The organism is Azospirillum oleiclasticum (assembly GCF_013423485.1).
Taxonomy (GTDB): domain Bacteria; phylum Pseudomonadota; class Alphaproteobacteria; order Azospirillales; family Azospirillaceae; genus Azospirillum; species Azospirillum oleiclasticum.
This window is the reverse complement of the sequence record NZ_JABFFR010000038.1, coordinates 1-24755: the sequence shown is the minus strand read 5'-3', so window position 1 is coordinate 24755 and position 24755 is coordinate 1. Positions and strand designations below refer to the sequence as shown.

The 24755-nt window shown below is 68.4% G+C and carries 21 protein-coding genes and 1 pseudogene; 13 read left to right on the top strand and 9 right to left on the bottom strand.

The window, feature by feature from the left end; all coding sequences use genetic code 11:
- Positions 1 to 29: 29 nt before the first annotated feature.
- Both dnaN and HL658_RS29805 read right to left on the bottom strand, forming a co-directional pair.
- Positions 30 to 1160 carry a DNA polymerase III subunit beta gene (dnaN, locus tag HL658_RS29810; protein ID WP_180285110.1) on the bottom strand — a complete coding sequence of 377 codons (1131 nt, stop codon included), beginning with the start codon at positions 1158 to 1160 and terminating at the stop codon, positions 30 to 32.
- A 182-nt stretch (positions 1161 to 1342) separates the two neighbouring features.
- Positions 1343 to 2224, bottom strand: a complete 882-nt coding sequence (locus HL658_RS29805) for an SDR family oxidoreductase (RefSeq protein WP_180285111.1) — start codon at positions 2222 to 2224, stop codon at positions 1343 to 1345.
- 75 nt (positions 2225 to 2299) lie between these two features.
- On the opposite strand from HL658_RS29805, the gene HL658_RS29800 reads away from it, so the two are divergent.
- Both HL658_RS29800 and HL658_RS29795 read left to right on the top strand, forming a co-directional pair.
- Complete coding sequence (locus HL658_RS29800) at positions 2300 to 3133, top strand: tetratricopeptide repeat protein (protein ID WP_180285112.1); 834 nt, start codon at positions 2300 to 2302, stop codon at positions 3131 to 3133.
- A gap of 22 nt (positions 3134 to 3155) precedes the next feature.
- A complete protein-coding gene (locus HL658_RS29795; protein ID WP_180285113.1) occupies positions 3156 to 3611 on the top strand; it encodes an acyl-CoA thioesterase in 456 nt (151 codons plus the stop codon).
- Here HL658_RS29795 and HL658_RS29790 read toward each other — a convergent pair.
- Complete coding sequence (locus tag HL658_RS29790) at positions 3586 to 4383, bottom strand: undecaprenyl-diphosphate phosphatase (RefSeq protein ID WP_180285114.1); 798 nt, start codon at positions 4381 to 4383, stop codon at positions 3586 to 3588. The genes HL658_RS29795 and HL658_RS29790 overlap by 26 nt on opposite strands.
- A gap of 201 nt (positions 4384 to 4584) precedes the next feature.
- Between HL658_RS29790 and HL658_RS29785 the strand changes: the two genes are divergently transcribed.
- The 4 genes from HL658_RS29785 to HL658_RS29770 all read left to right on the top strand — a co-directional run bounded on the left by HL658_RS29785 (position 4585) and on the right by HL658_RS29770 (position 7254).
- Complete coding sequence (locus HL658_RS29785) at positions 4585 to 4893, top strand: hypothetical protein (protein ID WP_180287693.1); 309 nt, start codon at positions 4585 to 4587, stop codon at positions 4891 to 4893.
- Entirely contained in the window at positions 4890 to 5165 is a 276-nt protein-coding gene (locus tag HL658_RS29780; protein ID WP_180285116.1) for a hypothetical protein, read from the top strand. Before HL658_RS29785 ends, HL658_RS29780 begins: the two co-directional genes overlap by 4 nt.
- 345 nt (positions 5166 to 5510) lie before the next feature.
- The gene (locus HL658_RS29775) at positions 5511 to 6962 is read left to right on the top strand and encodes an NAD(P)-dependent oxidoreductase (protein WP_180285117.1); all 1452 of its coding nucleotides are present in this window, start codon (positions 5511 to 5513) and stop codon (positions 6960 to 6962) included.
- A gap of 10 nt (positions 6963 to 6972) precedes the next feature.
- Positions 6973 to 7254: a DUF2442 domain-containing protein gene (locus HL658_RS29770; protein WP_180285118.1), complete on the top strand. Its 282-nt coding sequence runs from the start codon at positions 6973 to 6975 to the stop codon at positions 7252 to 7254.
- A gap of 16 nt (positions 7255 to 7270) precedes the next feature.
- Here the strand turns inward: HL658_RS29770 and HL658_RS29765 are convergent, their stop codons facing one another.
- Positions 7271 to 7567: a type II toxin-antitoxin system HicB family antitoxin gene (locus tag HL658_RS29765; RefSeq protein WP_180285119.1), complete on the bottom strand. Its 297-nt coding sequence runs from the start codon at positions 7565 to 7567 to the stop codon at positions 7271 to 7273.
- A gap of 9 nt (positions 7568 to 7576) precedes the next feature.
- Positions 7577 to 7654 (bottom strand): annotated as a pseudogene (locus tag HL658_RS38270) (type II toxin-antitoxin system HicA family toxin); the annotation flags it as partial.
- Between the two features lie 246 nt (positions 7655 to 7900).
- Here HL658_RS38270 and gltB point away from each other — a divergent pair.
- The 4 genes from gltB to HL658_RS29745 all read left to right on the top strand — a co-directional run bounded on the left by gltB (position 7901) and on the right by HL658_RS29745 (position 15074).
- Positions 7901 to 12448, top strand: a complete 4548-nt coding sequence (gltB, locus tag HL658_RS29760; RefSeq protein ID WP_180285120.1) for a glutamate synthase large subunit — start codon at positions 7901 to 7903, stop codon at positions 12446 to 12448.
- 190 nt (positions 12449 to 12638) lie between these two features.
- On the top strand, positions 12639 to 13844 hold the full coding sequence (locus HL658_RS29755) for a pyridoxal phosphate-dependent aminotransferase (RefSeq protein ID WP_180285121.1): 1206 nt from the start codon (positions 12639 to 12641) through the stop codon (positions 13842 to 13844).
- Positions 13845 to 13944: 100 nt separating this feature from the next.
- Entirely contained in the window at positions 13945 to 14697 is a 753-nt protein-coding gene (locus tag HL658_RS29750) for a hypothetical protein (RefSeq protein ID WP_180285122.1), read from the top strand.
- Entirely contained in the window at positions 14694 to 15074 is a 381-nt protein-coding gene (locus tag HL658_RS29745; RefSeq protein WP_180285123.1) for a hypothetical protein, read from the top strand. Before HL658_RS29750 ends, HL658_RS29745 begins: the two co-directional genes overlap by 4 nt.
- Before the next feature lie 51 nt (positions 15075 to 15125).
- On the opposite strand, the gene HL658_RS29740 is transcribed toward HL658_RS29745, so the two are convergent.
- The gene (locus tag HL658_RS29740; protein WP_180285124.1) at positions 15126 to 15332 is read right to left on the bottom strand and encodes a TOBE domain-containing protein; all 207 of its coding nucleotides are present in this window, start codon (positions 15330 to 15332) and stop codon (positions 15126 to 15128) included.
- Positions 15333 to 15526: 194 nt separating this feature from the next.
- On the opposite strand from HL658_RS29740, the gene HL658_RS29735 reads away from it, so the two are divergent.
- A complete protein-coding gene (locus HL658_RS29735; RefSeq protein WP_180285125.1) occupies positions 15527 to 15751 on the top strand; it encodes a hypothetical protein in 225 nt (74 codons plus the stop codon).
- 18 nt (positions 15752 to 15769) lie between these two features.
- Here the strand turns inward: HL658_RS29735 and HL658_RS29730 are convergent, their stop codons facing one another.
- The 3 genes from HL658_RS29730 to HL658_RS29720 all read right to left on the bottom strand — a co-directional run bounded on the left by HL658_RS29730 (position 15770) and on the right by HL658_RS29720 (position 22572).
- Positions 15770 to 19201, bottom strand: coding sequence for a class I SAM-dependent DNA methyltransferase (locus HL658_RS29730; protein WP_180285126.1), 3432 nt, complete (start codon positions 19199 to 19201; stop codon positions 15770 to 15772).
- 192 nt (positions 19202 to 19393) lie between these two features.
- The gene (locus HL658_RS29725) at positions 19394 to 21433 is read right to left on the bottom strand and encodes an elongation factor G (protein WP_180285127.1); all 2040 of its coding nucleotides are present in this window, start codon (positions 21431 to 21433) and stop codon (positions 19394 to 19396) included.
- Positions 21434 to 21648: 215 nt separating this feature from the next.
- Positions 21649 to 22572 (bottom strand): ketopantoate reductase family protein, encoded by a 924-nt coding sequence (locus HL658_RS29720; RefSeq protein WP_180285128.1) that lies wholly within the window; start codon positions 22570 to 22572, stop codon positions 21649 to 21651.
- Between the two features lie 312 nt (positions 22573 to 22884).
- Here HL658_RS29720 and HL658_RS29715 point away from each other — a divergent pair, with 312 nt between their 5' ends.
- Together HL658_RS29715 and HL658_RS29710 are read left to right on the top strand one after the other, a co-directional pair.
- A complete protein-coding gene (locus HL658_RS29715; RefSeq protein WP_180285129.1) occupies positions 22885 to 23391 on the top strand; it encodes a cache domain-containing protein in 507 nt (168 codons plus the stop codon).
- A 74-nt stretch (positions 23392 to 23465) separates the two neighbouring features.
- Positions 23466 to 24755, top strand: a 1290-nt coding sequence (locus HL658_RS29710) for a methyl-accepting chemotaxis protein (protein WP_180287692.1), incomplete at its 3' end; no start/stop codon positions are given.

The window sequence follows — 24755 nt, the reverse complement described above, 5'->3', positions numbered from 1 at the left end:
GGCGGGGGCCATGGCCCGGCCCCCGGCCGTCACACCCGCATGGGCATCAACACGTAGAGCGCGGTGGAGTCGGCCACGTCGCGGATGATGGTGGGGGATGCGGCGTCGGCCAGCAGGAAGCGGGCGCCCTCGCCCTCGATCTGCTGGGTGATGTCCAGCAGGTAGCGGGAATTGAAGCCGATCTCGATCGGCGTGTCTTCGTAGGCGACCTCCAGCTCCTCGGTGGCGGAGCCGGATTCGGGGCTGGTCGCCGACAGGGTCAGGTTGCCGCGCTTGACCGACAGCTTCACCGCCCGGCTCTTCTCCGTGGAGATGGTGGCGACGCGGTCCACGGCGGCGGCGAACACCTTGGCATCGACCTCCATCACCTTGTCGTTGCCGGTGGGGATCACCCGCTCGTAGTCGGGGAAGGTGCCGTCGATCAGCTTGGAGGTGACGATCACGGTGTCGAAGGCGAAGCGGATCTTGTTCTCCGACATGGAGATCTCGATGCGGTCGGCCGCCTCGTCGATCAGCTTGCGGATCTCGTTCACCGTCTTGCGCGGGATGATCACGCCGGGCACGCCGTCGGCCCCGTCGGGCAGCGGGATCTCGACCTTCGCCAGCCGGTGGCCGTCGGTCGCCACCGCGCGCAGCACCGGCAGCTCGGCCCCGCCGGCCCGCACCTTGGCGGCGTGCAGGTAGATGCCGTTCAGGTAATAGCGCGTCTCCTCGGTGGAGATGGCGAATCGGGTGCGGTCGATCAGCGCCCGCAGGTCGGCGGCCGGGAGCTGGAAGCTGTGCTGGAGCTCGCCGCGGGAGATCTGCGGGAAGTCGTCCGGCGGAAGGCAGCCCAGCTTGAACTGGGAGCGGCCGGAACGCAGTGTGAGCTGATGGCCGTCGCCGCTCACCTCCATCTCCACCTGGCTGCCGTCGGGCAGCTTGCGGACGATGTCGTACAGGGTGTGGGCGGGGGCGGTGGTCGAGCCGGGGCGCGTCACCGACGCCGGCACCGTCTCCACGATCTCCAGATCCATGTCGGTGGCGGCCAGCGCCAGCTCGCCGTTCTTGATGGACAGCAGGACGTTCGACAGGATCGGGATGGTGTTGCGGCGTTCCACCACGCTCTGAACGTGACCGAGGGACCGGAGCAGGGCGGTGCGTTCGATGACGATGTTCATGCTGGGTCTGGCTCGGCCGGTCATGGGTGGGTGTCGATTCGCGGGCTGTCCCGAGGCTGGAACGAAGCTGCCCCGCGGGTCACCGTGCGGTGTCCGAAGGGGCGGGCACTATATCACAGGCATCCGCGCGTCGAGCGAAATTCGTGCGGTGCGGTGTGGGGCTCCACTCGACGACGCCCCGCTCACGCCGCCCGCTCCGCCGCCATCTGGGCGTCCAGGCCGGAGCGGTAGTCGGGGTGGCGGAGCGCATAGCCGAGCTCGCGCTTGATGCGGTCGTTCTTCACCCGGCGGTTGTCGGCGTAGAAGCTGGCGGCCATCGGGGAGAGCTCGGCCTGCTCGAAGGGCACCAGCGGCGGCGGCTCCACCCCCAGCAGCCCGGCGGCGTAGGCGACCACCTCGTGCGATGGGCAGGGCAGGTCGTCGGCGACGTTGTAGATGGCGCCGAGGTTGGGCCGCGCCATCGACGCCGTCAGCGCGCCGGCGATGTCCTCCACATGCACGCGGCTGAACACCTGGCCCGGCTTGTCGATGCGCCGCGCCGTTCCGTCGCGCAGGGAATCGATGGCGCTGCGGCCGGGGCCGTAGATGCCGGGCAGGCGGAACAGGTGCAGCGGCACGCCGTACTGGCGGTGGAGGCCGAGCCAGCCGCGCTCCGCCTCCACCCGGCGGCGGGCGCGGTCGCCGGTGGGGCGCAGCCACGCCGCCTCCCCCACCCACTCGCCCTTGGTGTCGCCGTAGACCCCGGTGGTCGAGAGATAGCCGCCCCAGTCCAGCGTCCGCAGGTCGGCCAGATGCTGGGCGTGGTGGGCCAGCACCGGGTCGCCGCGCCCGTCCGGCGGTACGCTGAGCAGCAGGTGGGTGGTGCCGTCCAGCGCGGCGGCCGGGTCGTCGAGCGGGCGGTCGCGGTCGAAGAGGAACGCCTCGATTCCCGCCGCGGCCAGCGCCTGGCACTTGTCGGGCGAGCGGGTGGTGCCGGCGATCCGCCAGCCTTCCGCCCGCAGGCGTGTGGCGAGGACGGCGGCGCTGTAGCCATAGCCGAAGACGAAGAGGCGCGGTGTGCTCATGCCCGGTGTCCCTGTCGCGGCGGGGTCGAGGAGGTTCTTGCGCGCGCCGCCGCGATGCCGGAGTGTAGTCCGACGATGACCCGACGCAACCGCCTCCCGATCCTTTTCGCTGCCGCTCTGCTGGTGCTTCCCGTCGCCGGCCGCGCAGCATCCTCCGACCAGAACCGCGAACTCCAGGCCTGCGCCACCATCGCCGAGCTGAAGCCGGAGGAGGGGCTGGAGAGTGCCCGCGCCTGGATGCAGCGCGGCGGCGGCGATCCCGCCCGCCTGTGCGAGGCGCTCGCCCTGTTCCACAAGGGCGACTTCCCCGCCGCCGGCAAGCGGCTGGAGGATCTGGCCGGCGCCCTGGGCGGCAACGACCCCCGGGCGGAGGCGCAGATCCTGGCGCGCGCCGGCTGGGCGTGGCTGCGCGCCGGCGACGCGGCGCGGGCCGACCGGCTGTACAGCCGCGCGCTGGAACGCCAGCCCGGCGACCTCGACCTGTTCATCGACCGCGCCTTCGCCCGCGCCGAGGCCGAGCGCTACTGGGACGCGGTGGCCGACCTCGATCTGGTGATCGCCCGCGCGCCGGACCGGGCCGACGCCTGGCTCTACCGCGCCGCGGCCCACAAGGCCCTGTCCAACCTGCACCAGGCGGCGGCCGACGTCGGGCGAGCGCTGGAACTGCGTCCCAACGACCCGGAGGCGGTGCTGCTGCGCGGCAACATCAAGGCCGCCGCGGGCGACGTCCGCGGTGCGGCGGAGGACTGGCGCGCGGTCACCCGCACCGCGCCCGACAGCACCCAGGCGCGTGCCGCGCGGGTCAACCTGGACCGGCTCGGCGCGATGCCGCCGGCACCGCAGCCGGCCCGCGGGCAGCCTCCGGCGAAGCCGCCCGCCGCCACACCCCCGAAGGCGCCGGCCCAATGAGCCCCGTTTCCGTGGAGACCCCATGAGCGAGACCGAGCCGCCCGACCTGACCGTCCGTTCCGCCTTCCCGGTGTGGACGACCGAGAAGCTGCGCTACTGCGACACCGACCGGCAGGGCCACATCAACAACAGCGTCTTTTCCGAGATGTGCGAGGCCGGGCGCGTCGCCTTCCTCTACGACCCCGCGGCCCCGGCGGCGGTGCCGGGCACCGCCTTCGTCATCGCGCGGCTGGTGCTGGACTTCCGCGGCGAGCTGAACTGGCCGGGCACGGTGGATGTGGGCACGGTGGTGCTGTCGGTCGGCAAGAGCTCCTTCCGGCTCGGGCAGGGCGTGTTCGACGGCGAGCGCTGCGCGGCGACGGCGGAGAACGTCATCGTGCTGATGGACGAGGCGACCCGCCGCTCCACCCCCCTGCCACCCGGGCTGCGCGAGCGGCTGGAGAGCCTGATGGTCAGAGGTACAGCACCGCCAGCATGACCACGCCGACGGCGATGCGGTACCAGCCGAAGGGGGTGAAGCCGTAGCGGCTGACGAAGTCGAGCAGCGTCTTCACCACGATCAGCGCCGCCACGAAGGCGCAGACGAAGCCGACGGCGATCAGCGCCCCGGCGTCCAGGTTCATCACGCTCCAGTTCTTGTAGAGGTCGTAGACGGTCGCCCCCAGCATGGTGGGGATGGCGAGGAAGAAGGAGAACTCCGCCGCCGTCCGCCGGTCCACGCCCATCAGCAGCGAGCCCAGGATGGTCGCCCCCGACCGCGACACGCCGGGCACCAGCGCCAGGCACTGGAACAGGCCGATGCGCAGCGCCAGGCCGGGGGAGAAGGCCTCGATCTCGAAATGGCGGGGGCGGGGCAGGGCGCGTTCCACCAGGATGATCGCCAGCCCGCCGACGATCAGCGCCACGCAGACGACGGTGGGATTGAACAGCACCCCCTTGATGAAGCCGTGCAGCAGAACGCCCAGCGCCGCCGAGGGCAGGAAGGCCACCAGGATCGCGGTCACGAAGCGCCAGGACGCGCGGCTGCTGGTCAGCCCCACCGCCACCCGCCACAGCCGGCCGAAATAGATCAGGCAGATGGCGAGGATGGCGCCGAGCTGGATCACCACCTCGAACACCTTGCCCGGCGGGCCGACGAATCCCAGCAGATCGACCAGAAGGATCAGGTGGCCGGTGGAGGACACCGGCAGGAATTCCGTCAAACCTTCGATCAGGCCGAGGAGGGCGGCTTCCAGATACTGTTCGGGCATGGGCGCGGGCACCTGCGCTGCGTTGCGGCGAGCGCGCTTATAGCAGGGGTGCGGCACCTTGGCGACCGCGCGGGAAGCCGTACGACGCAAGTCACCCGCCGCCGTCGGGGGTGACTCCGACAGCCGATGCCGAAGGGCCGGCCTTATGCTAAAAAGCAAAGCGGAAGGCTTCGCGGCGCGTCCGGCGGGGGAAGATGGGCCATGGGAAGCGTGCAAAAGGTTCTGTCGGAAGAGACGGTCGATGACTTGCTGTCGGTCCGGAGGCATGTCGATGACTTCGCCGAGCGGCTGAGTCGCCTTGCGGACGCTTCGGTGGAGCGGCGGCGCGGACAGCCCAACGTCCTGGCCATCGCGGTCAACGACCGCCGTTCCCTGGTGATGTGGTACGGAAGTGCGGATCGCATCGGCCGAGACGAGATGATGCTTCATCTTCGCAATCTGATGCTGGTCCGGTCCTCCGCACCGCCGGCCGTGGACGGGACCGACGGCCAAGGTACGGATCGGGCATGACGCGGAAATTCATACCCTTACGTTACCGCGTCGTCGTCCATCCCGACGGCGACGAGTATTGGGTCGGAAGTCCCGACTTTCCGGAGTTGGCGGGGCGCGCCCGTTATGCCGACCTTGCGCCCGAGGTGATGGCCGCCGACTGCCTTGCCTATGTGATCATCGAGCGGCTGCATCATCGACAGGATCTGCCGTTCCCGGGGGTGCGTGAGCAGGATGGTGAGATGTTCGTGGTCCCCCGGCACGCCGCCGTGTTCGACGTGGAGTCGGATTGACACGGCGAATGCGTTGGGCATTCAAGGTTGGCGCCGGGCGATTGGTCGGCCGGAAAGGCCCTCTCCGCTGTGTAGTCCCAAAATGGTACTAATTTTCTTTCCGTACCTGCGCGGCAATCGGGCGCACTGCCCATTCTTGCGCCATGCCTGGAAAAAAGGTCAGCAATGTGGAACTATCGGCGTTTTAGGGCTCGCGGCGTGGACGATTCTGCGGTATAAGACCCTTGGCCGCCATTCGGGCGGAACGAAATGTTGTCCACCGCGGTCGCGCTGCCCGGCAGTCGCGCCGCCCGCCCCGTCGCTCCGGCCTCCGGAAGGCGGGGTTCGTTGTGAGGAGAAGGGGTCATGGCGAACCAGAAGATGCTGGGCTTCGTGCACACCGCGCAGCGGATGCCCGACAAGCGCCCGGCCGCGGAACGCCGGCTGGATTTCAACGAGATCTACGCCCGATTCTCCGATCCCCGCGCGGGCGAGCAGGCCAACCGCTGCTCGCAATGCGGCGTGCCCTTCTGCCAGGTGCACTGCCCGGTCTCCAACAACATCCCCGACTGGCTGAAGCTGACCGCCGAGGGGCGGCTGGAGGAGGCCTACGAGGTGTCTTCGGCCACCAACAACTTCCCGGAGATCTGCGGCCGCATCTGCCCGCAGGACCGGCTGTGCGAGGGCAACTGCGTCATCGAGCAGTCCACCCACGGCGCCGTCACCATCGGCACGGTGGAGCGCTACATCAACGACACCGCCTGGGAACGCGGCTGGATCAAGCCGGTGGCCCCGGTGCGCGAGCTGGGCATCTCGGTCGGCATCATCGGTGCCGGCCCCGGCGGGCTGGCCGCCGCCCAGCAGCTCCGCCGCAAGGGTTACGAGGTGCATGTCTACGACCGCTACGACCGCGTCGGCGGCCTGCTGATCTACGGCATCCCCGGCTTCAAGCTGGAGAAGGACGTGGTGGCGCGGCGCGAGCAGCTGCTGCGGGACGAGGGCGTGCAGTTCCATCTCGGATTCGACGTCGGCCGCCACGCCTCGCTGGCCGACCTGCGCGCCAGGCACGCCGCCATCCTGATCGCCACCGGCGTCTACAAGGCGCGCGACATCCAGGGGCCGGGCAGCGGGCTGGCCGGCATCGTGCCCGCGCTCGATTACCTGACCGCCTCCAACCGCACCGGGCTCGGCGACACCGTCGTCGCCTACGAGAACGGCACGCTGAACGCCGCCGGCAAGAACGTCGTCGTCATCGGCGGTGGCGACACCGCCATGGACTGCGTGCGCACCGCCATCCGCCAGGGCGCCAAGTCCGTGAAGTGCCTCTACCGCCGCGACCGCAAGAACATGCCGGGCTCGCAGCGCGAGGTCGCCCACGCCGAGGAGGAGGGCGTGGAGTTCATCTGGCAGGCCGCCCCCGAGGCGTTCGTCGGCGACAGCACCGTCACCGGCGTGCGCGCCGTGCGCATCCACCTGGGCGTGGCCGACGCCACCGGCCGCCAGACCCCGCAGGTGATCGAGGGCTCCGCCTTCACCATCGAGGCCGACATCGTGGTCAAGGCGCTGGGCTTCGACCCGGAGGATCTGCCGGTCCTGTTCGGCGCTCCCGACCTGAAGGTGACCCGCTGGGGCACGCTGCCGGTCCACCACGCCACCAAGATGACCAGCCTGGAGGGCGTCTTCGCCGCCGGCGACATCGTGCGCGGCGCGTCCCTGGTGGTGTGGGCCATCCGCGACGGCCGCGACGCGGCGGAATCCATGGACGCCTACATCAAGGCGACCGTGGCCGGGGAGGCGGTGAAGGTCGCTGCGGAGTAAGGGGGCGGCGATGTACCGGATCGCCGACGCCACAGCGCACGCCGATTTTACCGTAACCATCCGCTGGCAGCATGGCCCGACCTCGGTCGTGGACTTCAAGCCGACGATTGCCAAGGGTGGCGTTTGCGTGGTGCTGGGTGACGGTGATTTCTTCGTCGGCCGTATGCACGTCGGCGAGGACGGCGATTATCTCGGCTGGCCGGAGGAGATCGACTTCTGCGCCGACAGCCTGTGGTACCGGACGAACCCGGAGGACCTGAAGCGGGACCATCCGGGAGCCGTGGCGGAGTAGGGTGGGTTCCGGACTGTCACTCGGCCGCAGCGGCATCACGGGATGCGTCGAACAGACCGTCGGGAACGGGAACAAGGATCGGGACGGCTTCATGGTTGAAGGGATCGGCCATTATGGCTTCGAGGCTGCTGGGGGCGGGGATCGGGTCGCCGTCCTCCCGCATGGCTTCGATGTGGAAGGTCAGGGCTTCCACGGCCATTGGGCCTACCTCGACCAGCGTCGCGGCAGCGGTGACGCAGCCCGGGAAGTCCGGGAAATCGACGCCGTAGCTGGAGTCGGGGTCCTTGCGCAGAAGGCCGATGTAAACGTGCATGGTCTCCTCCTAGCGGAGCTTCACACCGGATTGGCGCTCGATGCTCCGCAATGTGCCGAGGGGAACGTCGTGACGTGGGTGCGGGACGGTGACGCGTCCCGGTTATGCGGGGTGGGTGAACTGGACGTGGCTGCCCCTCTGAGCGGCACGTCGCCAGCCATCCGCCTCCAGGCGCCGTATGATCTCCCGGCTGTCCATGCGGGAAGTGTAGCGCCCCGGATTGTCCAGGACAATCGGGGCGAGTTCTAAGGAATTCCAGGGGCCGGTGGCCCTTGGCTGGTTCCGGGGGACGGTGTTCTTCGGGTCAAATCGAGCGATGAAAGGGTCCAAGCCATGACCGGTACGGTGAACCAGGGCGAGCGTTTCGTGGCCGAATACCGCGCCAACGTGGAGCGGCTGACCACCGCGCACGCCTATGATCCGGCGGACGAGCACGACGCCTGCGGCGTCGGCTTCATCGCCGCGATCGACGGGCAGCCGCGCCGGTCGGTGGTGGAGAAGGGCATCGAGGCGCTGAAGGCCGTCTGGCACCGCGGCGCGGTGGACGCCGACGGCAAGACCGGCGACGGTGCGGGCATCCATGTCCAGGTGCCGCAGAAGTTCTTCAAGGACCATGTCCGCGTCATCGGCCACCAGCCGCCCGAGAACAACCTGGCGGTCGGTCAGGTGTTCCTGCCGCGCATCTCGCTGGACGCGCAGGAAGCCTGCCGCTGTATTGTCGAGACCGAGGTCTTGAACTTCGGCTATTACATCTATGGCTGGCGTCAGGTGCCGATCAACGTCGACATCATCGGCGAGAAGGCCAACGCCACCCGGCCGGAGATCGAGCAGATCATCGTTGGCAATTCCCGCGGCGTGTCGGACGAGCAGTTCGAGCTGGACCTCTACGTCATCCGCCGCCGGATCGAGAAGGCGGTGGCGGCGGAGCACATCGGCGACTTCTACATCTGTTCGCTGTCGGCCCGCTCGATCATCTACAAGGGCATGTTCCTGGCCGAGCAGCTCACCAGCTTCTACCCCGACCTGCTGGACGAGCGGTTCGAGTCGAGCTTCGCCATCTACCACCAGCGCTACTCGACCAACACCTTTCCGACCTGGCCGCTGGCCCAGCCCTTCCGCACGCTCGCCCACAACGGCGAGATCAACACGCTGAAGGGCAACGTCAACTGGATGAAGGCGCACGAGACGCGCATGGAGCACGCCATCTTCGGCGCGCACATGGCGGACCTGAAGCCGGTCATCGGCGTCGGCCTGTCGGACAGTGGCGCGCTCGACGCGGTGTTCGAGGTGATGATCCGCGCCGGCCGCCCGGCGCCCATGGTCAAGATGATGCTGGTGCCGCAGGCGCTGACCAAGTCCGCCACCATGCCGGAGTCGCACGGCTCGCTGATCGCCTACTGCAACTCCGTCATGGAGCCGTGGGACGGGCCGGCGGCGCTCGCCATGACCGACGGCCGCTGGGTCGTCGGCGGCATGGACCGCAACGGCCTGCGCCCGATGCGCTACACCATCACCACCGACGGGCTGCTGATCGGCGGCTCCGAGACGGGCATGGTGAAGATCGACGAGACCCAGGTGGTGGAGAAGGGGCGCCTCGGCCCCGGCGAGATGATCGCCGTGGACCTGAAGGCCGGCCGGCTGTTCCGCGACCGCGAGATCAAGGACCATCTGGCCGGGATGAAGCCCTGGGCCAACTGGGTGCGCAACACCACCCAGCTCGACGACCTCGTCAAGCAGGCCTCGACCCGTGGCGAGCCGTCGGAGATCGAGCGGGCCGAGCTGCGCCGGCGTCAGATGGCCTTCGGCATCAGCATGGAAGACCTGGAGTTGATCCTTCACCCGATGGTGGAGGACGCGAAGGAGGCCGTCGGCTCGATGGGCGACGACAGCCCCATCGCCGTGCTGTCGGAGAAGTACCGCGGCCTGCACCACTTCTTCCGCCAGAACTTCAGCCAGGTGACCAACCCGCCCATCGACTCGCTCCGTGAGAAGCGGGTGATGAGCCTGAAGACCCGGCTGGGCAACCTCGGCAACATCCTGGACGAGGATGAGAGCCAGTGCCGGCTGCTCCAGCTCGACTCGCCGGTGCTGACCACCGCCGAGTTCCGGGCGATGCGCGCCTACATGGCCGACACGGCGGCCGAGATCGACGCCACCTTCCCGGTGGACGGCGGCCCCGACGCGCTGAAGGACGCGCTGCGCCGCATTCGCCAGGAGGCGGAGGACGCCGTGCGCGGCGGCGCCAACCACGTCATACTGACCGACGAGGCCATGGGGCCGGGCCGCGCCGCGATCCCGATGATCCTCGCCACCGGGGCCGTGCACACGCACCTCGTGCGCAACAACCTGCGCACCTTCACCTCGCTGAACGTGCGTTCGGCGGAGTGCATGGATACCCATTACTTCGCGGTGCTGATCGGCGTCGGCGCCACCACGGTCAACGCCTATCTGGCGCAGGAGGCCATCGCCGACCGCCACCGGCGCGGCCTGTTCGGCGATCTGGCGCTCGAGGTCGGCATGGCCCGCTTCAAGAAGGCCATCGACGACGGGCTGCTGAAGATCATGTCCAAGATGGGCATCTCGATCATCAGCAGCTACCGCGGCGGCTGCAACTTCGAGGCGGTGGGGCTGAGCCGCGCGCTGGTGGCCGAGCATTTCCCGACCATGGTCAGCCGCATCTCCGGCATCGGGCTGAACGGCATCCAGAAGAAGGTGCTGGAGCAGCACGCGCTGGCCTATGACGAGGCGGTGGTGGCGCTGCCGGTCGGCGGCTTCTACCGCTACCGCAAGTCGGGCGACCGCCACGGCTGGGAGGGCGGGCTGATCCACACCCTCCAGCAGGCGGTGGCGAACGACAGCTACCAGACCTTCAAGAAGTACACGGAGCAGGTGCTCCGCCGCCCGCCGATGCAGCCGCGCGACCTGCTGGAGTTCCGCTCCACCAAGGGTGCGGTGCCGATCGACGATGTCGAGAGCATCACCGCCATCCGCAAGCGCTTCATCACCCCCGGCATGTCGCTGGGCGCCCTGTCGCCGGAGGCGCACGGCACGCTGAACGTCGCCATGAACCGCATCGGCGCCAAGTCCGACAGCGGCGAGGGCGGCGAGGACCCGGCGCGCTTCCGCCCGGACAAGAACGGCGACAACTGGAACTCCGCCATCAAGCAGGTGGCGTCGGGCCGCTTCGGCGTAACGGCGGAGTATCTGAACCAGTGCCGCGAGCTGGAGATCAAGGTCGCGCAGGGCGCCAAGCCCGGCGAGGGCGGCCAGCTCCCCGGCTTCAAGGTGACGGAGATGATCGCGCGGCTGCGTCACTCGACGCCGGGCGTGACCCTGATCAGCCCGCCGCCGCACCACGACATCTACTCCATCGAGGATCTGGCGCAGCTCATCTACGACCTGAAGCAGATCAATCCGGATGCGAAAGTCTGCGTGAAGCTGGTCAGTCGTTCCGGTATCGGAACGATTGCCGCCGGTGTGGCCAAGGCCAACGCCGACATCATCCTGATCTCCGGCAACTCCGGCGGCACCGGTGCCAGCCCGCAGACCTCGATCAAGTTCGCCGGCATCCCGTGGGAGATGGGGCTGTCGGAGGTGCATCAGGTCCTCACGCTCAACCGTCTGCGCCACCGCGTGCGGCTGCGCACCGACGGCGGGCTGAAGACCGGCCGCGACATCGTCATCGCCGCCATGCTGGGGGCGGAGGAGTACGGCATCGGCACCGCCAGCCTGATCGCCATGGGCTGCATCATGGTGCGGCAGTGCCACTCCAACACCTGCCCGGTCGGCGTCTGCGTGCAGGACCCGGCCCTGCGCGAGAAGTTCACCGGCACCCCGGAGAAGGTGGTCAACCTGTTCAGCTTCCTGGCGGAGGAGGTGCGCGAGATCCTGGCGCAGCTCGGCTTCCGGACGCTGAACGAGGTGGTCGGGCGCACCGACCTGCTGCACCAGGTCAGCCGCGGCGGCGCGCATCTCGACGACCTCGACCTCAACCCGCTGCTGGCGCAGGTCGATCCCGGCGAGAACGCGCGCTACTGCACGCTGCAGGGCCGCAACGAGGTGCCGGACACGCTGGACGCCCGGATGATCGCCGACGCCCGCCCGCTGTTCGAGGAAGGCGAGAAGATGCAGCTCGCCTACACCATCCGCAACACGCACCGGGCCATCGGCACGCGGCTGTCGTCGATGATCACCCGCAAGTTCGGCATGGCGGGGCTCCAGCCCGGCCATGTGACGGTGCGGCTGCGCGGCACCGCCGGCCAGTCGCTCGGCGCCTTCGCGGTGCAGGGCATGAAGCTGGAGGTGTTCGGCGACGCCAACGACTATGTGGGCAAGGGGCTGTCCGGCGGCACCATCGTGGTGCGGCCGATGCCGTCCAGCCCGCTGGCGACCAACGCCAACACCATCATCGGCAACACCGTTCTCTACGGCGCCACGGCGGGCAAGCTGTTCGCCGCGGGGCAGGCCGGCGAGCGCTTCGCCGTCCGCAACTCCGGCGCGTCGGTGGTGGTGGAGGGCTGCGGCTCCAACGGCTGCGAGTACATGACAGGCGGCACGGCGGTGATCCTGGGTTCCGTCGGCGACAATTTCGCGGCCGGAATGACCGGTGGCATGGCCTATGTCTATGACGAGGACGGGAATTTCCCGCTCTGCGTCAACGGTGAGAGCGTCATCCACCAGCGCATCGAGGTGCCGCACTACGCCGACCAGCTGCGCGCGCTGCTGGAGGAGCATGTGGCGGAAACGCAGAGCCGTTTCGCCGCCGAACTGCTCAACGCCTGGGACCGCAGCCTGCCGAAATTCTGGCAGGTGGTGCCGCGCGAGATGCTGACCCGCCTGCAGGTGCCGGTGACCCTGCCGACGGCGCTGCCCGCCGAGTGACCGGCACCTCCCTCCCCCGCCGCAAAGCGGGGGAGGGAGGTGGTTGTGTTGCGCCCCCACCCCAGCCCTCCCCCATCGTCGACGGGGGAGGGTGACCTGCGTGTGCGCTCGCTTGCGCCACTTCCGCGCCGGCAGTAAGGTCCGCTGCCTTTTTTTCGTTCACCGCCAACCCCGATCAAGGGCTTCCGCCATGTCGATCCTCGCCACCCGCCTGTCCCGCATCAAGCCGTCGCCCACCATCGCCGTCACCACCAAAGCCCGCGAGTTGCAGGCGGCCGGCCGCGACGTGATCGGGCTCGGCGCCGGCGAGCCGGATTTCGACACGCCCGACAACATCAAGGCGGCGGCGATGCGCGCCATCGAGTCCGGTGACACCAAGTACACGGCCGTGGACGGCACGCCGGCGCTGAAGAAGGCCATCTGCGCCAAGTTCGCGCGCGAGAACGGCCTGACCTACACGCCCGACCAGATCACTGTGGGCAACGGCGGCAAGCAGGTGCTGTTCAACGCCCTGCTGGCGACGCTGAACCCCGGCGACGAGGTGATCATCCCCGCCCCCTACTGGGTCAGCTACCCCGACATGGTGCAGCTGGCGGAGGGCACGCCGGTGGCGGTCGAGGGGCCGGCCGACAAGGGCTTCAAGCTGCAGCCGGAGGATCTGGAGAAGGCGATCACGCCGAAGACCAAGTGGCTGATCCTGAACTCGCCCTCCAACCCGACCGGTGCCGCCTACAGCTGGGACGAGATGAAGGCGCTGACCGACGTGCTGGTGCGCCACCCGCATGTCTGGATCATGTCGGACGACATGTACGAGCACCTGCTGTACGACGGCCTGACCTTCGCCACCCCGGCGCAGGTGGAGCCGAAGCTGTACGACCGTACGCTCACCGTGAACGGCGTGTCCAAGGCGTACGCCATGACCGGCTGGCGCATCGGCTACGCCGGCGGGCCGAAGGAGCTGATCAAGGCGATCGCCATGATGCAGAGCCAGTCGACCTCCAACCCCTCCTCGATCAGCCAGGCGGCGGCGGTCGAGGCGTTGAACGGCACGCAGGAGTTCCTGAAGCCGCGCGCCGAGGCGTTCCGCGAGCGCCGCGACCTCGTGGTGTCGATGCTGAACCAGTCCAAGGGCATCCACTGCCACAAGCCGGAGGGTGCCTTCTACGTCTACCCGTCCTGCGCCGGCACCATCGGCAAGACGACTCCCGAGGGCAAGGTGATCGAGACCGACGAGGATTTCGTCACCTACCTGCTGGAGGCGGAGGGCGTCGCGGTGGTCCAGGGCTCCGCCTTCGGCCTCGCCCCCTTCTTCCGCATCTCCTACGCCACCAGCACCGAAGCGCTGGAGGAAGCCTGCCGTCGCATCCAGCGGGCGTGTGCCAACCTGCGGGATTGAGGCGGAGAGAGCGTCCTTGATGCAGAAGGGCCGGGGGTATTCCTCTGGCCCTTTTTGCATTTCCTACGCGAAATGCTAATGTGATTCGCGTGGAGGAACCATGACGACCCCAGCACCGCAACGCGCCAGCGTCGATTTCTGGAACCGTATGATGGTTCTCGATCGTGACGATGGTGCGGATCTCGACCGTATCAACTGGCGGCTTTCCAAGGAAGCGGAGAGGTCGCCCCATGACTTTGTGACGCGCCTTGCCGCGGCAAGAGGGCTTTTGCGACGTGGTCGGAAAGCCGACGCAATGACGCACCTGGATGTGGCGTGGAACTCCAAGAGCGGCCGTAGCGCGGTCGAACTGATCAATCTGGCCGTCGTCTTGTGCGATGGGGGACGGTTGGAGGATAGTCTGACGTTGCTGAAGGCATTGCTCGGCAGGCCTGAAGCTCACAATGATCAACGTCTGCATGATGCCGCCGTTGGGCTGGGGCTTCGGCTTGGCGATGCGACGCTCATTGAACACGCCGGTGAGAGTACCGGCATTCGTGACGAACTGGTGCCTCGATTCTGTGCCCGATTGCGGGACGATGGACTGATATCGGCGTTCACGAGCCACCAGCGTGCCGTGGAATCGGTGGCTGGTGCGGCGACCTGCGGCACCAACGGTGCGCTGCTGCTGGACGAAGATGGAGATGTCGGCGTTCTCCTGACCTACTTCACGGCGCTGGAAGCGCAGGACCGTTACGAGCTGTATGGGCATCTCTCGCACGCGCTGGCACAGCATGGCGCTGAAGCCGCAAGCAGCGTCGTAAGCGTTTTCTTCAGTGGACCCGAAATCGCGTGCCCCGAGGAGCCGTTGTGATCATTCCGGACGATTTTCTCACCGAGGCGGTGGATCTGTTTCGGTCGGCCGATGGCCGTGAGGCCAGATTACGGACGGCGGTGTCTCGTGCCTACTATGCAGCTTACCACGCCGGGCGGCTTCATGCCGAAGCACACCGGCTCCGGGTCGTCGTACCTGTGAAAGGTGGTGTGCATGTGCGGCTCGTGGCGCAATTGCGCAGCAGCACCGATCAGCGTGTTCTTTGGGCAGCAGAAGGATTGGCGGGACTAAAAGGAATGCGAGTTCAGGCCGATTACGGAATCGGTTCCGATCTCCATCCGCGAACCGTCCGGGAAGCACTGGACTTGGCCAGCCGGATTCTTGCAGCTTTCAAAGATTATTCCAGCCCCAGCTGACCCCGCTCGCCGGCCACCCATCCGCAGCCGGCGCCGGTGATCAGGGGCGACTCACTTCCCGATGATCACGTCGGACGATTTGATGATGGCCGTCACCGCGTCGCCGGTGGCGAGGGCGAGGTCGTCGACCGTCTCCGTGGTGACGGTGGAGGTGATGATGGTGCCGCCGCCCACGTCGATCTTCACCTTGGCCGTCACCGGCCCCTTGTCCACCGACACGACCGTGCCCTTGATCTGGTTGCGCGCGGAAAGCTTCATCGGTCTGCTCCATGCGTCCTTCGGGTTGCCGGTTCCATGGCCGGTGCGCCGAGGATAGGGTGGCTCACCGTTATGTTCAATGGAATACGACGATGCCCGTGCTCCGACGGGGCTTGAAGGCCTACCCCGTTCGGACGATCTAGAGCGGGGCCGTGACGGACGGCCCTGAAAACCCGCCTTTGAGGAATCCGACCATGCCGAGCAACGAATCCCTGACCCACATCCTCGACAAGGCCTATGAGGCGAAGTCGCTGAAGGAGATCATCGAGGCGTCGCCCGCGGCCCTCCAGGGCGTGTCCGACAAGGACGCCGAGGCCCTGAAGCAAGCCTTCGGCATCAAGACCATCAAAGATCTGGCCGACAACAAGTACATCCGCTGGGCCCAGGCGCTGGTGACGCTGGCCGCGCAGGAGAAGTGACGGGCGCCCCGTCTCCGCCTACAGCGCGTAGCGGTTGGCGGAGACGGGGCGGGCGCGGCCGACCGAGGCCAGCAACTCCAGCAACTCGCCCACCCGGTTGGAGGGCGCGCCCTTGAAGCGACGCGCGGCGGCCTTGACCTCGATGCCGTCGGGGCTGGAGCGCAGCAGGGCCTGCAAGGCCCGGACCTGCTCCGCCGGGGTCTTGGGCCAGGGGTGCTTGGCGACCGCCGACTCGGCGACGTCCAGCGCTGCGGCGAGCTGGGTCGCGGCGGCGCGACCGTCGGGGTTCTGGTACTCCGGCCGCAGCCAGCGCACGAGGCCCTCCCGCTCCTCCCGGTGGCGCTCGGTGTTGAGCGCCACGAGGCGGGCGAGGATCTCCGCATCCGGCAGTTCCGCCGGCCAGCCGTAAGCCTCCGCCACCGCGCGGTCGATGCGCTGGTGCAGGTCCAGCAACACGCCGACCCGGCCGAGGTCGTAGGCATCGCGCTCCGCGTCGGTCATCGCCTCCCCGGCGCGGCGCTTCTCCAGCACGTTGTAGAGCTGGGTCAGGGTGAGACGGTCGCCATGGGCGGCCAGAACCTCCTTGCGCAAGGCATCCATCTCCTCCGCAAGATCGCCGATGCGCCGGCGCTGGGCGGCGGTGGGGACGGGGAAGGGGAAGGTGTCGAAGCAGCGGGTCTTGTTGTAGCGCGGATCATTGCCGACGCCGAGCCAGCCGCCGGCGGCAAGTGCCCATGTCGTGTGGAAACGGCTTGAGAGCGTTCCGAGAATGTAGGGGCTTGTTGTTCCTATGCACACCAGCATGTTATCCGGTACAATCGAAGCATTTATGAATTGAAAGACGCGATGCTTCGCAGTTTCTACTGTGGCAATATAGCGTGGAAGTGTCGCTATTGCAGCGCGAAGCGCTGTATTCGTCCTTCCGAACAGCCACCAATGAATTCGACGGTAAGCTTCGTTGTTTTGATCTCGTTCCGGCTTCACACGATCGTAAACCCACTGGTACACGTCCGGAAAGCGCCGCCGCACGTCGGTGTCCGTCAGCCCATGCAGATCGATCACCATGACCCCGCGCGACCGACCGGTCAGGTCGCGGCCGTTGCGGTAGGGGCGGATGTGCGCCTCCAGGCCGGGGATGCGGCCAAGGCCGAGGCCGCGTGCCTGCTCCGGGGTGACGATGAAGCCGGAGCCGTGGAGCGACACGCCACGGGATGAAATCCCCTCATTGGCGCGCAAAGGAACCGCCGAGGCGACATCCGGGCCTGTCGTGAGATCCGCTTTGATCACACCATGCGCGATTTTGAGTTCGACCGATACGGCTCCGTCCCGGTCGGGAGCGCTCCCCTCGCTTTGCACGGTCTTCAGCACCCCGGGGCCAGCTTCCCTGACACCCACCGTCATCGCGATGCGCACGGCCGCTTTACCCTGTCCGTCTGCCCAGGGGTGGTCGGGAATGGCGAACGCCAAGTGCAACGGTTGTTTCGCTCCAAGATGCTGCTGGATCACGCGGCGCGAGAAAGTCATGGTGATGCTGTTGGTGGTGATGAAGCCGAAGCGCCGTAGACGTTTGTCGCGCACCCGCTCGGCGGCCTTGTCCCACCAGTACATGACGTAGTCGGCCCCGCCGGGCATGTGCGGATGGGCGGCCCACAACGCCTCCGCATACCCGTCGCCGAGTTCCTGGCGCAAATCCTTGCCGCCGATGAACGGCGGGTTCCCCACCACGAAGTCCGCCTCCGGCCAATCCGCCGGGCGGGGATCCACGTAGCGTTTCAGCGCGACGCGTGCGGTCTCGTCGGGGACGTCGCGGCCGGTGAAGGGGTCGGGGCGGGTGGTCACGCCGTCCCAACGGGACAGGGGACGTCCGTGCTCGTCGCGCAGCAACTCCTCGCGCGACCAGGCCAGCACCGCGTCGGCTTCGCGGATGGTGTCGTAGGGCTTGAGGATCGGTTCGGACAGGCTCTCCGGACCGCGCTCGCGCAGGTGGCATTGCAGGTGGCCGAGCCAGATGACCAGCTCGGCGATGGGCACGGCGCGCGGATTCTTCTCCAGCCCGAGGAACTGGTGCGGCCCGACCGACAGGCCGGCCAACTCCAGATTGGCCTGGGTCCGCCCCAGCTCCTGGAGGGCCAGCAGCACCTCCCCCTCCAGCTTCTTCATCAGCTCCAGCGCCACATAGAGGAAGTTGCCGGTGCCGCAGGCGGGGTCTAGCACGCGGGTGGTGCAGAGCTTTCGGTGGAAGGTCTCCACCTCGGCCACCGCGCCGGCCATATCGCCGCGGGCGCGGGCCTGTTCGGCCACCGCCAGGACGGCCGACCAGTCCTCCATCAGCGGCTCGATCACGGTCGGCACCACCAGCCGCTCCACATAGGCGCGCGGCGTGAAGTACGCGCCCAACTGGCCGCGCTCGCGCGGCTCCAACGCGTTCTCCAGCAGCGTGCCGAAGATGGCCGGCTCCACGTTGCGCCAGTCGCGCTCGCAGGCGTTGATCAGCTCCGCGATCTCGTCGGCGTCCAGCGGCAGCGCCTCCGCATTGCGGAACAGGCCGCCGTTGAAGTGGCGGACGCGGGCGTGGATCATCGGGTCGAACTCGTTGCCCGTGTCCATGCTGTGCCAGAGCGTGTCCAGGTAGCGCGGCAGGTGCCGGGGGTTCGGCTCCGCCATGCGGAGCACGTGGAGGAACCCATCCTCCTTCAGCAACCCGACGTCTTCGGCGAAGGCGGTGAACAGGCAGCGCATCAGGAACAGGGCCACCGCCTTGGGCGGGTGGCGCTTTTCCAGGCTGCGGGCGACGCGGGCGAGGCGGCGGGCGATGTCGCTGGTCACCTCCGCCCGGTGGGCGGCGGGGTCGAGCGATTTCGGCGCGTCCCAGATCGCCTTCAGCCGGTCGCGGATCGTCGCATCGGCGAGATCCGCCAGATGGACGCGGTGGCTGCTGCTGTCGGGGAAGGGGAGGTAGGCCTTGCCCAGCCCAGTGAAGTCGGCGTAGGTCTCGATCGCGTGGCCGACGTCGACCACGATCAGGAAGGGCGGCCAGCCGTGATCGGCCGGTAATGCCTTGGCGTAGCGCTCGGCCTGCGCGCGGGCCTGCTTCATCAGCCGGTCCCACGAGGCCGTCGCCGCGCGCTGGACCGCGGGCGCGGCGCCGAACAGGTCGGCCGTTCCGCCCGTCTCCGCGCCGCGCTGGCGCTTGCGCGACTGCTTGGCCTCCAGCACGAAGCTGTGGCGCTTGTAGCAGTCGATGTAGTTCCAGCTCCCATCCTCGCCGGTCACGTCCAGAGCGCGCACCCGGCGTTCGTAGACGTAATCGTTCCGCCGGTCGTCCTCGCTGCCGGCCCCCGGCGGCGCCGTGCCGATCAGGTCGCACAGCCCGGTGATGAAGAGCTGATAGTTCGCCCGTTCCGAACCACCCTTGTCGGACCAGTAATCGATGAAGCTCTGCGCATTCATATGGATGAATTTCGTGACTTGCGACCACGTATTATTTTTCTTTACCGTTAACAATTTGAGAATCTACGCGTCATAGAAAATATTAATCTATACAATACATACTATAGAGTGAAGTCATTGTTAAATAAAAAAAACGGCAGCCCTCTCGTGGGAGAGGGCTGCCGATGCAACATACATTCAAATGTGCTTCGGTTACTGCGCCGCCATCTGCGATTGGCGCTGTTCCACCGCCTTGTCGGCCATCTTGCCGGTCAGCTCCTGCAAGCGGTCGAAGCTCCAGGTGAAGGTGCCGACGCCGAGCGAGAGGGAGCGCAGCTCGACGATCAGGTCGTGGATCTCGGCCTGCGGCAGATAGGCCTTCACCTCGTCCCAGCCGTTCCAGCCGGGCCGGGCGTCATAGCCCAGGATCTGGCCGCGGCGGCCACTCACCAGCCGCTGGACCCTGGCGGTGAAGTCGTTGGGAACGGCGATGGCGACCAGCAGGATCGGCTCCAGCAGCACCGGCTCGCACTTCGGCAGCGCCTCCTGCATGGCCTGCCGGGCCACCGTCTTGAAGGCCATTTCGGAGCTGTCGACCGCGTGGAACTGGCCGCCGGTCAGCGTCACCTCGAAATCCACCACGGGGAAGCCAAGCGGGCCGGTGCCCATGCAGTCACGGATGCCGTTCTCCACCGCCGGGATGAAGTTGCGCGGCACCGCACCGCCGATCACCGCGTCCTTGAACTGGAAGCCGGAGCCGCGCGGCAGCGGCTTGACCGCCACCTGGATGTCGGCGAACTGGCCGTGCCCGCCGGTCTGGCGCTTGTAGCGGGCGTGGTGCTCGGTTCCCTTGCGGATCGTCTCCTTGTAGGGGACCTGGGGCGGCCGGCCCTTGACCGACACGTTGTACTTGCTGCGCAGCCGGTCCATGGCGATCTGCAGATGGATGTCGCCCTGGCCCCACAGCACCATGCCGCCGGACTCCCCGCCCTGCTCGAAGCGCAGCGAGGGGTCCTCCTCGATCAGCTTCTGGATGGCGCCGGTCAGCTTCACCTCGTCGTTGCGGTTTTCCGCCGACAGGCAGAGGCCGTAGACGGGGGAGGGCACCTCCGGCCAGCCTTCATAGGCGCCGAGGCTGCCCTTGTCGGTCAGCAGCTCGGCCGTAGCGGCCTTGTCCATGCGGCCGAGCGCCACCACCTCGCCGGGGCCGGCGGACGGCAGCTTCTCCTGGTTGTGGCCCATCATGCGGTAGAGGCCGGACACCCGCTCGCCGCCCAGCGTCATGCCGTCGGTGACGGTGCCGCGCCAGACGCGGGCGTAGCTGAGCTTGCCGGCGTGCGGGGCGTTGTAGGTCTTGAAGACGCCGGCCAACACGGCGCCATCCTCGGGCAGCGCCAACCGGCCGGCGGTGGCCGTCACCGCCGGCCCCTCGTGGCGCAACGCCTTCAACAGGCGGCGCACGCCGTTGTCGTTCTCGGCCGAGCCGAAGAAGACGGGGACGATCAGGTCCGACGCCAGCTCCTTGGCGAGTTGCTCGTACACCTCCGCGGCGTCGGGGCGCACCTCCTCCAGCAGCTTTTCCAGCAGGCCGTCGTCGAAATCGGCCACCGCCTCCAGCATCTCCTGCCGGGCCTCGTTCTCGCGGTCCTTGATGCTCTCGGGGATCGGCATCAGGTCGGAGGCTTTGTGCGGGTTGAAGTGCCAGGCGCGCTCGCTGACCAGATCGACCAGACCGGTGACGGTGCCGTTCTCGCGGATGGGGACCTCGCGCAGCACCAGCTTGCGCTCCGACACCGCCTGGAAGGCCTGCACCACGTCGCGCACGCGGAGATCCCCCAGCGTGTCCACCTTGTTGATGAACAGAAGGTGTGGAATCCCGTGGTCGTCCAGGAACTTGAAGAGCGGGGCGAGCAGCACCGCCTTGTCCGGGGCCGGCTCGGTGACGATCACCGCGACGTCGCAGGCCATCAGGGCGCACTGCGTCTCGTGCAGCAGCTCGACCGAGCCGGGGCAGTCGAGGATGTGCCAGCGCTCGTCCATGTAGTCGAAGCCGGCGAGGTTGACCTCCACCGACATCTGGCGGGCCTTCGCCTCCGCCGCGCTGTCGCCCACGGTGTTGCCGTCGCGCACGCTGCCCTTGCGGGCGATGGTGCCGGTCGCGGACAGCAGGCTTTCCAGAAGGGTGGTCTTACCGCTGAGATAGGGTCCGATGAGGGCGGCGCAACGCGCCGTCTGTACGTGCCGATGGGGCATGTGACACCTCCCGATTCGTGTGTCGGGGGCCGCGGGGGCCGGTGGTGCGCCGGCCGCGGCGCGGCGTTCGTTGGAACCGCCTGGTGGTTTGTCGGGTCGGGTTCCTTGCCACCATCGTCCACCCGCCGCGGGGCGGCCGTCCATCGCTAAATTGGCGCGGGATTGCCGCACCCCGCGCCAACGCGACGACGCACGGCCGCCGTCAGTGCGGCCGTTCAGTGTGGGGGCCCGTTGCGCCAGGGGGCGAGTGCCGCCGCGATGGTGCGGTGCACCGGTGTCGGCACGCCGAGCGCCAGGCCCTGCTCGACCACCGCACCCGACAGCCAGGGCAGCTCGATCCGGCCCCCGCGCTCCAGGTCCTGGAGCATGGAGGACTTCATTTCCGGCACCAGGCCGTCGATCAGCGTGTCGATGCGCTGGGGCAGGTCGGGGGCCACGGCGACGCCGCGGGCGCGGGCGACGGCCGCCACCTCCGCCACCGCGTCCAGGAACAGGGCGCGCGTCTCCGGCACCGCGCGGATCGGGCCGATGGGCAGGCGGCACAGTGCGGTGATGCCGCTGAGCGGGGCCAGGAAGGCGAACTTCTCCCAGATCACGCGGCGCACGTCGTCGGCGAGCACCGCGTCGAACTCCGCCCGCTGCGCCAGCTCGTGGAAGGGCAGCAGCCGGTCGGGCGCGCGGCCGTCCAGCTCGCCGTAGGTGATGCGGGCCATGGTGCCGGTGTGGCGGATCACGCCGGGTGCGGCGATGGTGGCGGCGATGTGGGCCGAGCCGCCGGCCACCACCTCCGGCCCCAGCACGCCGGTCAGCGTGTCGAGACCGGTGACCCCGTTCTGCAGGCCGATCACCACCGTGCCAGGCCCGACCAGCGGCCGGCAGGCCAGCGCCGCCTCCTCGGTGCTCCACAGCTTGACGGCGAAAAGCACGACATCGACCGGGCCGATATCCGCCGCATCGTCGCTCGCCTGCACCGGTTTCAGGTGCAGGTCGCCGCAGGCGCTCTCGACGCGCAGCCCCTCGTTCACCATGGCCGCCAGATGCCGGCCGCGCGCCACGAAGGCCACATCGGCCCCCGCCGCCGCCAGCCGCGCCCCGAAATAGCCGCCGACCCCGCCGGCCCCCATCACCGCGATGCGCATGGGTGTCCTCCCGTTTCTTACCGCCGGCAGCGTTGCGCCGCCGTCCGCTCCCCATTCTGCGCGGCGCCGGTTGCTGCGGCAACAGGCCGCGTGACGCACCGTTTTCCGTAACCGGTCAAGGGTTTGCGGGCTTCTCCGGGAGTGTCGGCGGGAGAAGGTGGTCGGAATGCCTGCGCAAACGCGCGTTGCGCCGCAGCAATTTTCATGCAGATTGTGAAACCTTAAGGACAAAATCCCGTAACACCGCGCCTATAGCGTCTCCGCGACGCGCTGCATCGCGGCAGGCGGGGCAACAAAGGGGGAAACCGGACCATGAACCGCATCTTCACCGGCATCTTCACGGGCGTCCGGCGCACGGCCGGTCGTCTCGTCACCATCGCCCTGCTGGCCGCCGGCCTGCTCGCCACTGGCCCGGCCGCGGCGCAGACCGCCAGGCCGACCCAGGAGGACGCCAAGGCCTTGACGTTGGCCGCGGCCGAGCTGGTCGCCGCGCGGGGGCTGGAGGAGGCCACCAAGGTCTTCAATGCCGACGGTGCCTTCAAGTACGGCGAGATCTACGTGAACGTCATCGACTTCACCGGTGTCTGGAAGGCCTACCCGCCGCGCCCGGCCGGGGTGGGGCAGAGCGTGATCAACGTGAAGGACCCCGACGGCAAGCTGCTGGTGCAGGAGATCATCAAGGTCGCCAAGGACACCGGCGAGGGCTGGGTGGAATACCGCTGGATGAACCCGGCCTCCAACAAGATCGAGCCCAAGGTGACCTACGTGAAGCGCGTGCCGGGTCAGGAGCTGATCGCCTACGTCGGCATCTACAAGTGAGCGGGTACAAGTGAGCGGGTGCTGACGCCGCGCCACCGGCGCGGCACCGCGGCGGGACGAGGGGGATACAGGACATGCAGCGGGGACTCTTCGCGCGGCTGTGCGGCACCTCGGTGTCGCTGCGGGTGTTCGCCGCGCCGATCATGGGAATCATCCTGACCGTCGCCTCGCTGGCGCTCGCCGACCGGCGGTCGGAGGCGTCGATCGAGGCGGTCGATTCCATCCACCGGATCGGTGGGGAGCGGCGCGAGCGGGTCGACCATCTGGTCGCCACCGCCTTCCGCATCCACAGCGACGTGTCGCGCCATCTGGCGCTCGTCGGGTCGGGGCTGGAGGACGCCAAGCTCCAGGCCATCCTGAACGCCGTCACCGCCGGTATGGCGAAGGCGCAGGGTCTGCTGACCGAGCTGGGCGACCAGCCGCTGACCGGGGACGAGCGCGCCCGGCTGGGCGAGGTCGCGGCGGGCCTGCGCGACTACGCCGCCGCGGTGGAGCAGATGAACCAGATGGCCGCCATCGACCGGCTGATCGCCATCCCGCTGATGGCCCATGTGGACGAACGCTTCGCGGCGCTGGTCGATCGGGCGCTGGCCGCGCAGACGGTCATCGACCGGTCCACCGAGGGTGCGGCGCTGGTCACCCGCGCCGGTGCCGCCGAGGACCGCGACCGCTTCGCCCTGGTCATGGGCGGGCTTCTCGTAGCCATCATGGCCGCCGGGCTGGTGCTGGCGCGCAGCATCACGCGGCCGATCGACCGGCTCAGCGCCGCCACCGGCGCTCTCGCCGCCGGGCGTCTCGACACCGAGATCCACGGCGCCTGGATGCGCAACGAGATCGGCGCCATGGCGCGCGCCCTGACCGTCTTCCAGGAGAACGCGCGCGAGGTGGAGCGGCTGAAGGCCGAGCAGGAGAGCCGCAAACAGGCGGCGGAGGCGGAAAAGCGCCGCACCATCGCCGAGCTGGCCGACCTGTTCGAGGCGCGGGTCGGCGACGTGGTCCGGCAGGTGGGGGCGGGCGCCCACCAGGTGCGCGGCAACGCCGCCACCATGATGGCGCAGGCCGAGTCCGCCGACCGCCAGGCCGCCGCCGTCGCCACCGCCAGCCAGCAGGCCGGCATGGCCGTCCACACCGCCGCCGCCGCGGCGGAGCAGATGACCGCCGGCATCAGCGAGATCGGCGGGCAGGTGCGCCGCTCCGTCGATATGGTGCAAGGGGCGGTGAAGGCGGTGGAGCAGACCGACGCCCACGTCGTCGGCCTGTCCGAAGCCGCCGGCAAGATCGGCGAGATCGTCAGCCTGATCAGCTCCATCGCCGCCCAGACCAACCTGCTGGCGCTGAACGCCACCATCGAGGCGGCGCGGGCG

Coding starts and splice junctions, on each gene's coding strand:
- HL658_RS29780 (WP_180285116.1), top strand. CDS start 4,890: ATGACGCGGAAATTCATACCCTTACGTTACCGCGTCGTCGTCCATCCC.
- HL658_RS29730 (WP_180285126.1), bottom strand. CDS start 19,201: ATGAATGCGCAGAGCTTCATCGATTACTGGTCCGACAAGGGTGGTTCG.
- HL658_RS29775 (WP_180285117.1), top strand. CDS start 5,511: ATGGCGAACCAGAAGATGCTGGGCTTCGTGCACACCGCGCAGCGGATG.
- gltB (WP_180285120.1), top strand. CDS start 7,901: ATGACCGGTACGGTGAACCAGGGCGAGCGTTTCGTGGCCGAATACCGC.
- HL658_RS29805 (WP_180285111.1), bottom strand. CDS start 2,224: ATGAGCACACCGCGCCTCTTCGTCTTCGGCTATGGCTACAGCGCCGCC.
- HL658_RS29785 (WP_180287693.1), top strand. CDS start 4,585: ATGGGAAGCGTGCAAAAGGTTCTGTCGGAAGAGACGGTCGATGACTTG.
- dnaN (WP_180285110.1), bottom strand. CDS start 1,160: ATGAACATCGTCATCGAACGCACCGCCCTGCTCCGGTCCCTCGGTCAC.
- HL658_RS29720 (WP_180285128.1), bottom strand. CDS start 22,572: ATGCGCATCGCGGTGATGGGGGCCGGCGGGGTCGGCGGCTATTTCGGG.
- HL658_RS29740 (WP_180285124.1), bottom strand. CDS start 15,332: ATGAAGCTTTCCGCGCGCAACCAGATCAAGGGCACGGTCGTGTCGGTG.
- HL658_RS29800 (WP_180285112.1), top strand. CDS start 2,300: ATGACCCGACGCAACCGCCTCCCGATCCTTTTCGCTGCCGCTCTGCTG.
- HL658_RS29715 (WP_180285129.1), top strand. CDS start 22,885: ATGAACCGCATCTTCACCGGCATCTTCACGGGCGTCCGGCGCACGGCC.
- HL658_RS29725 (WP_180285127.1), bottom strand. CDS start 21,433: ATGCCCCATCGGCACGTACAGACGGCGCGTTGCGCCGCCCTCATCGGA.
- HL658_RS29750 (WP_180285122.1), top strand. CDS start 13,945: ATGACGACCCCAGCACCGCAACGCGCCAGCGTCGATTTCTGGAACCGT.
- HL658_RS29790 (WP_180285114.1), bottom strand. CDS start 4,383: ATGCCCGAACAGTATCTGGAAGCCGCCCTCCTCGGCCTGATCGAAGGT.
- HL658_RS29755 (WP_180285121.1), top strand. CDS start 12,639: ATGTCGATCCTCGCCACCCGCCTGTCCCGCATCAAGCCGTCGCCCACC.
- HL658_RS29795 (WP_180285113.1), top strand. CDS start 3,156: ATGAGCGAGACCGAGCCGCCCGACCTGACCGTCCGTTCCGCCTTCCCG.
- HL658_RS29765 (WP_180285119.1), bottom strand. CDS start 7,567: ATGCACGTTTACATCGGCCTTCTGCGCAAGGACCCCGACTCCAGCTAC.
- HL658_RS29735 (WP_180285125.1), top strand. CDS start 15,527: ATGCCGAGCAACGAATCCCTGACCCACATCCTCGACAAGGCCTATGAG.
- HL658_RS29770 (WP_180285118.1), top strand. CDS start 6,973: ATGTACCGGATCGCCGACGCCACAGCGCACGCCGATTTTACCGTAACC.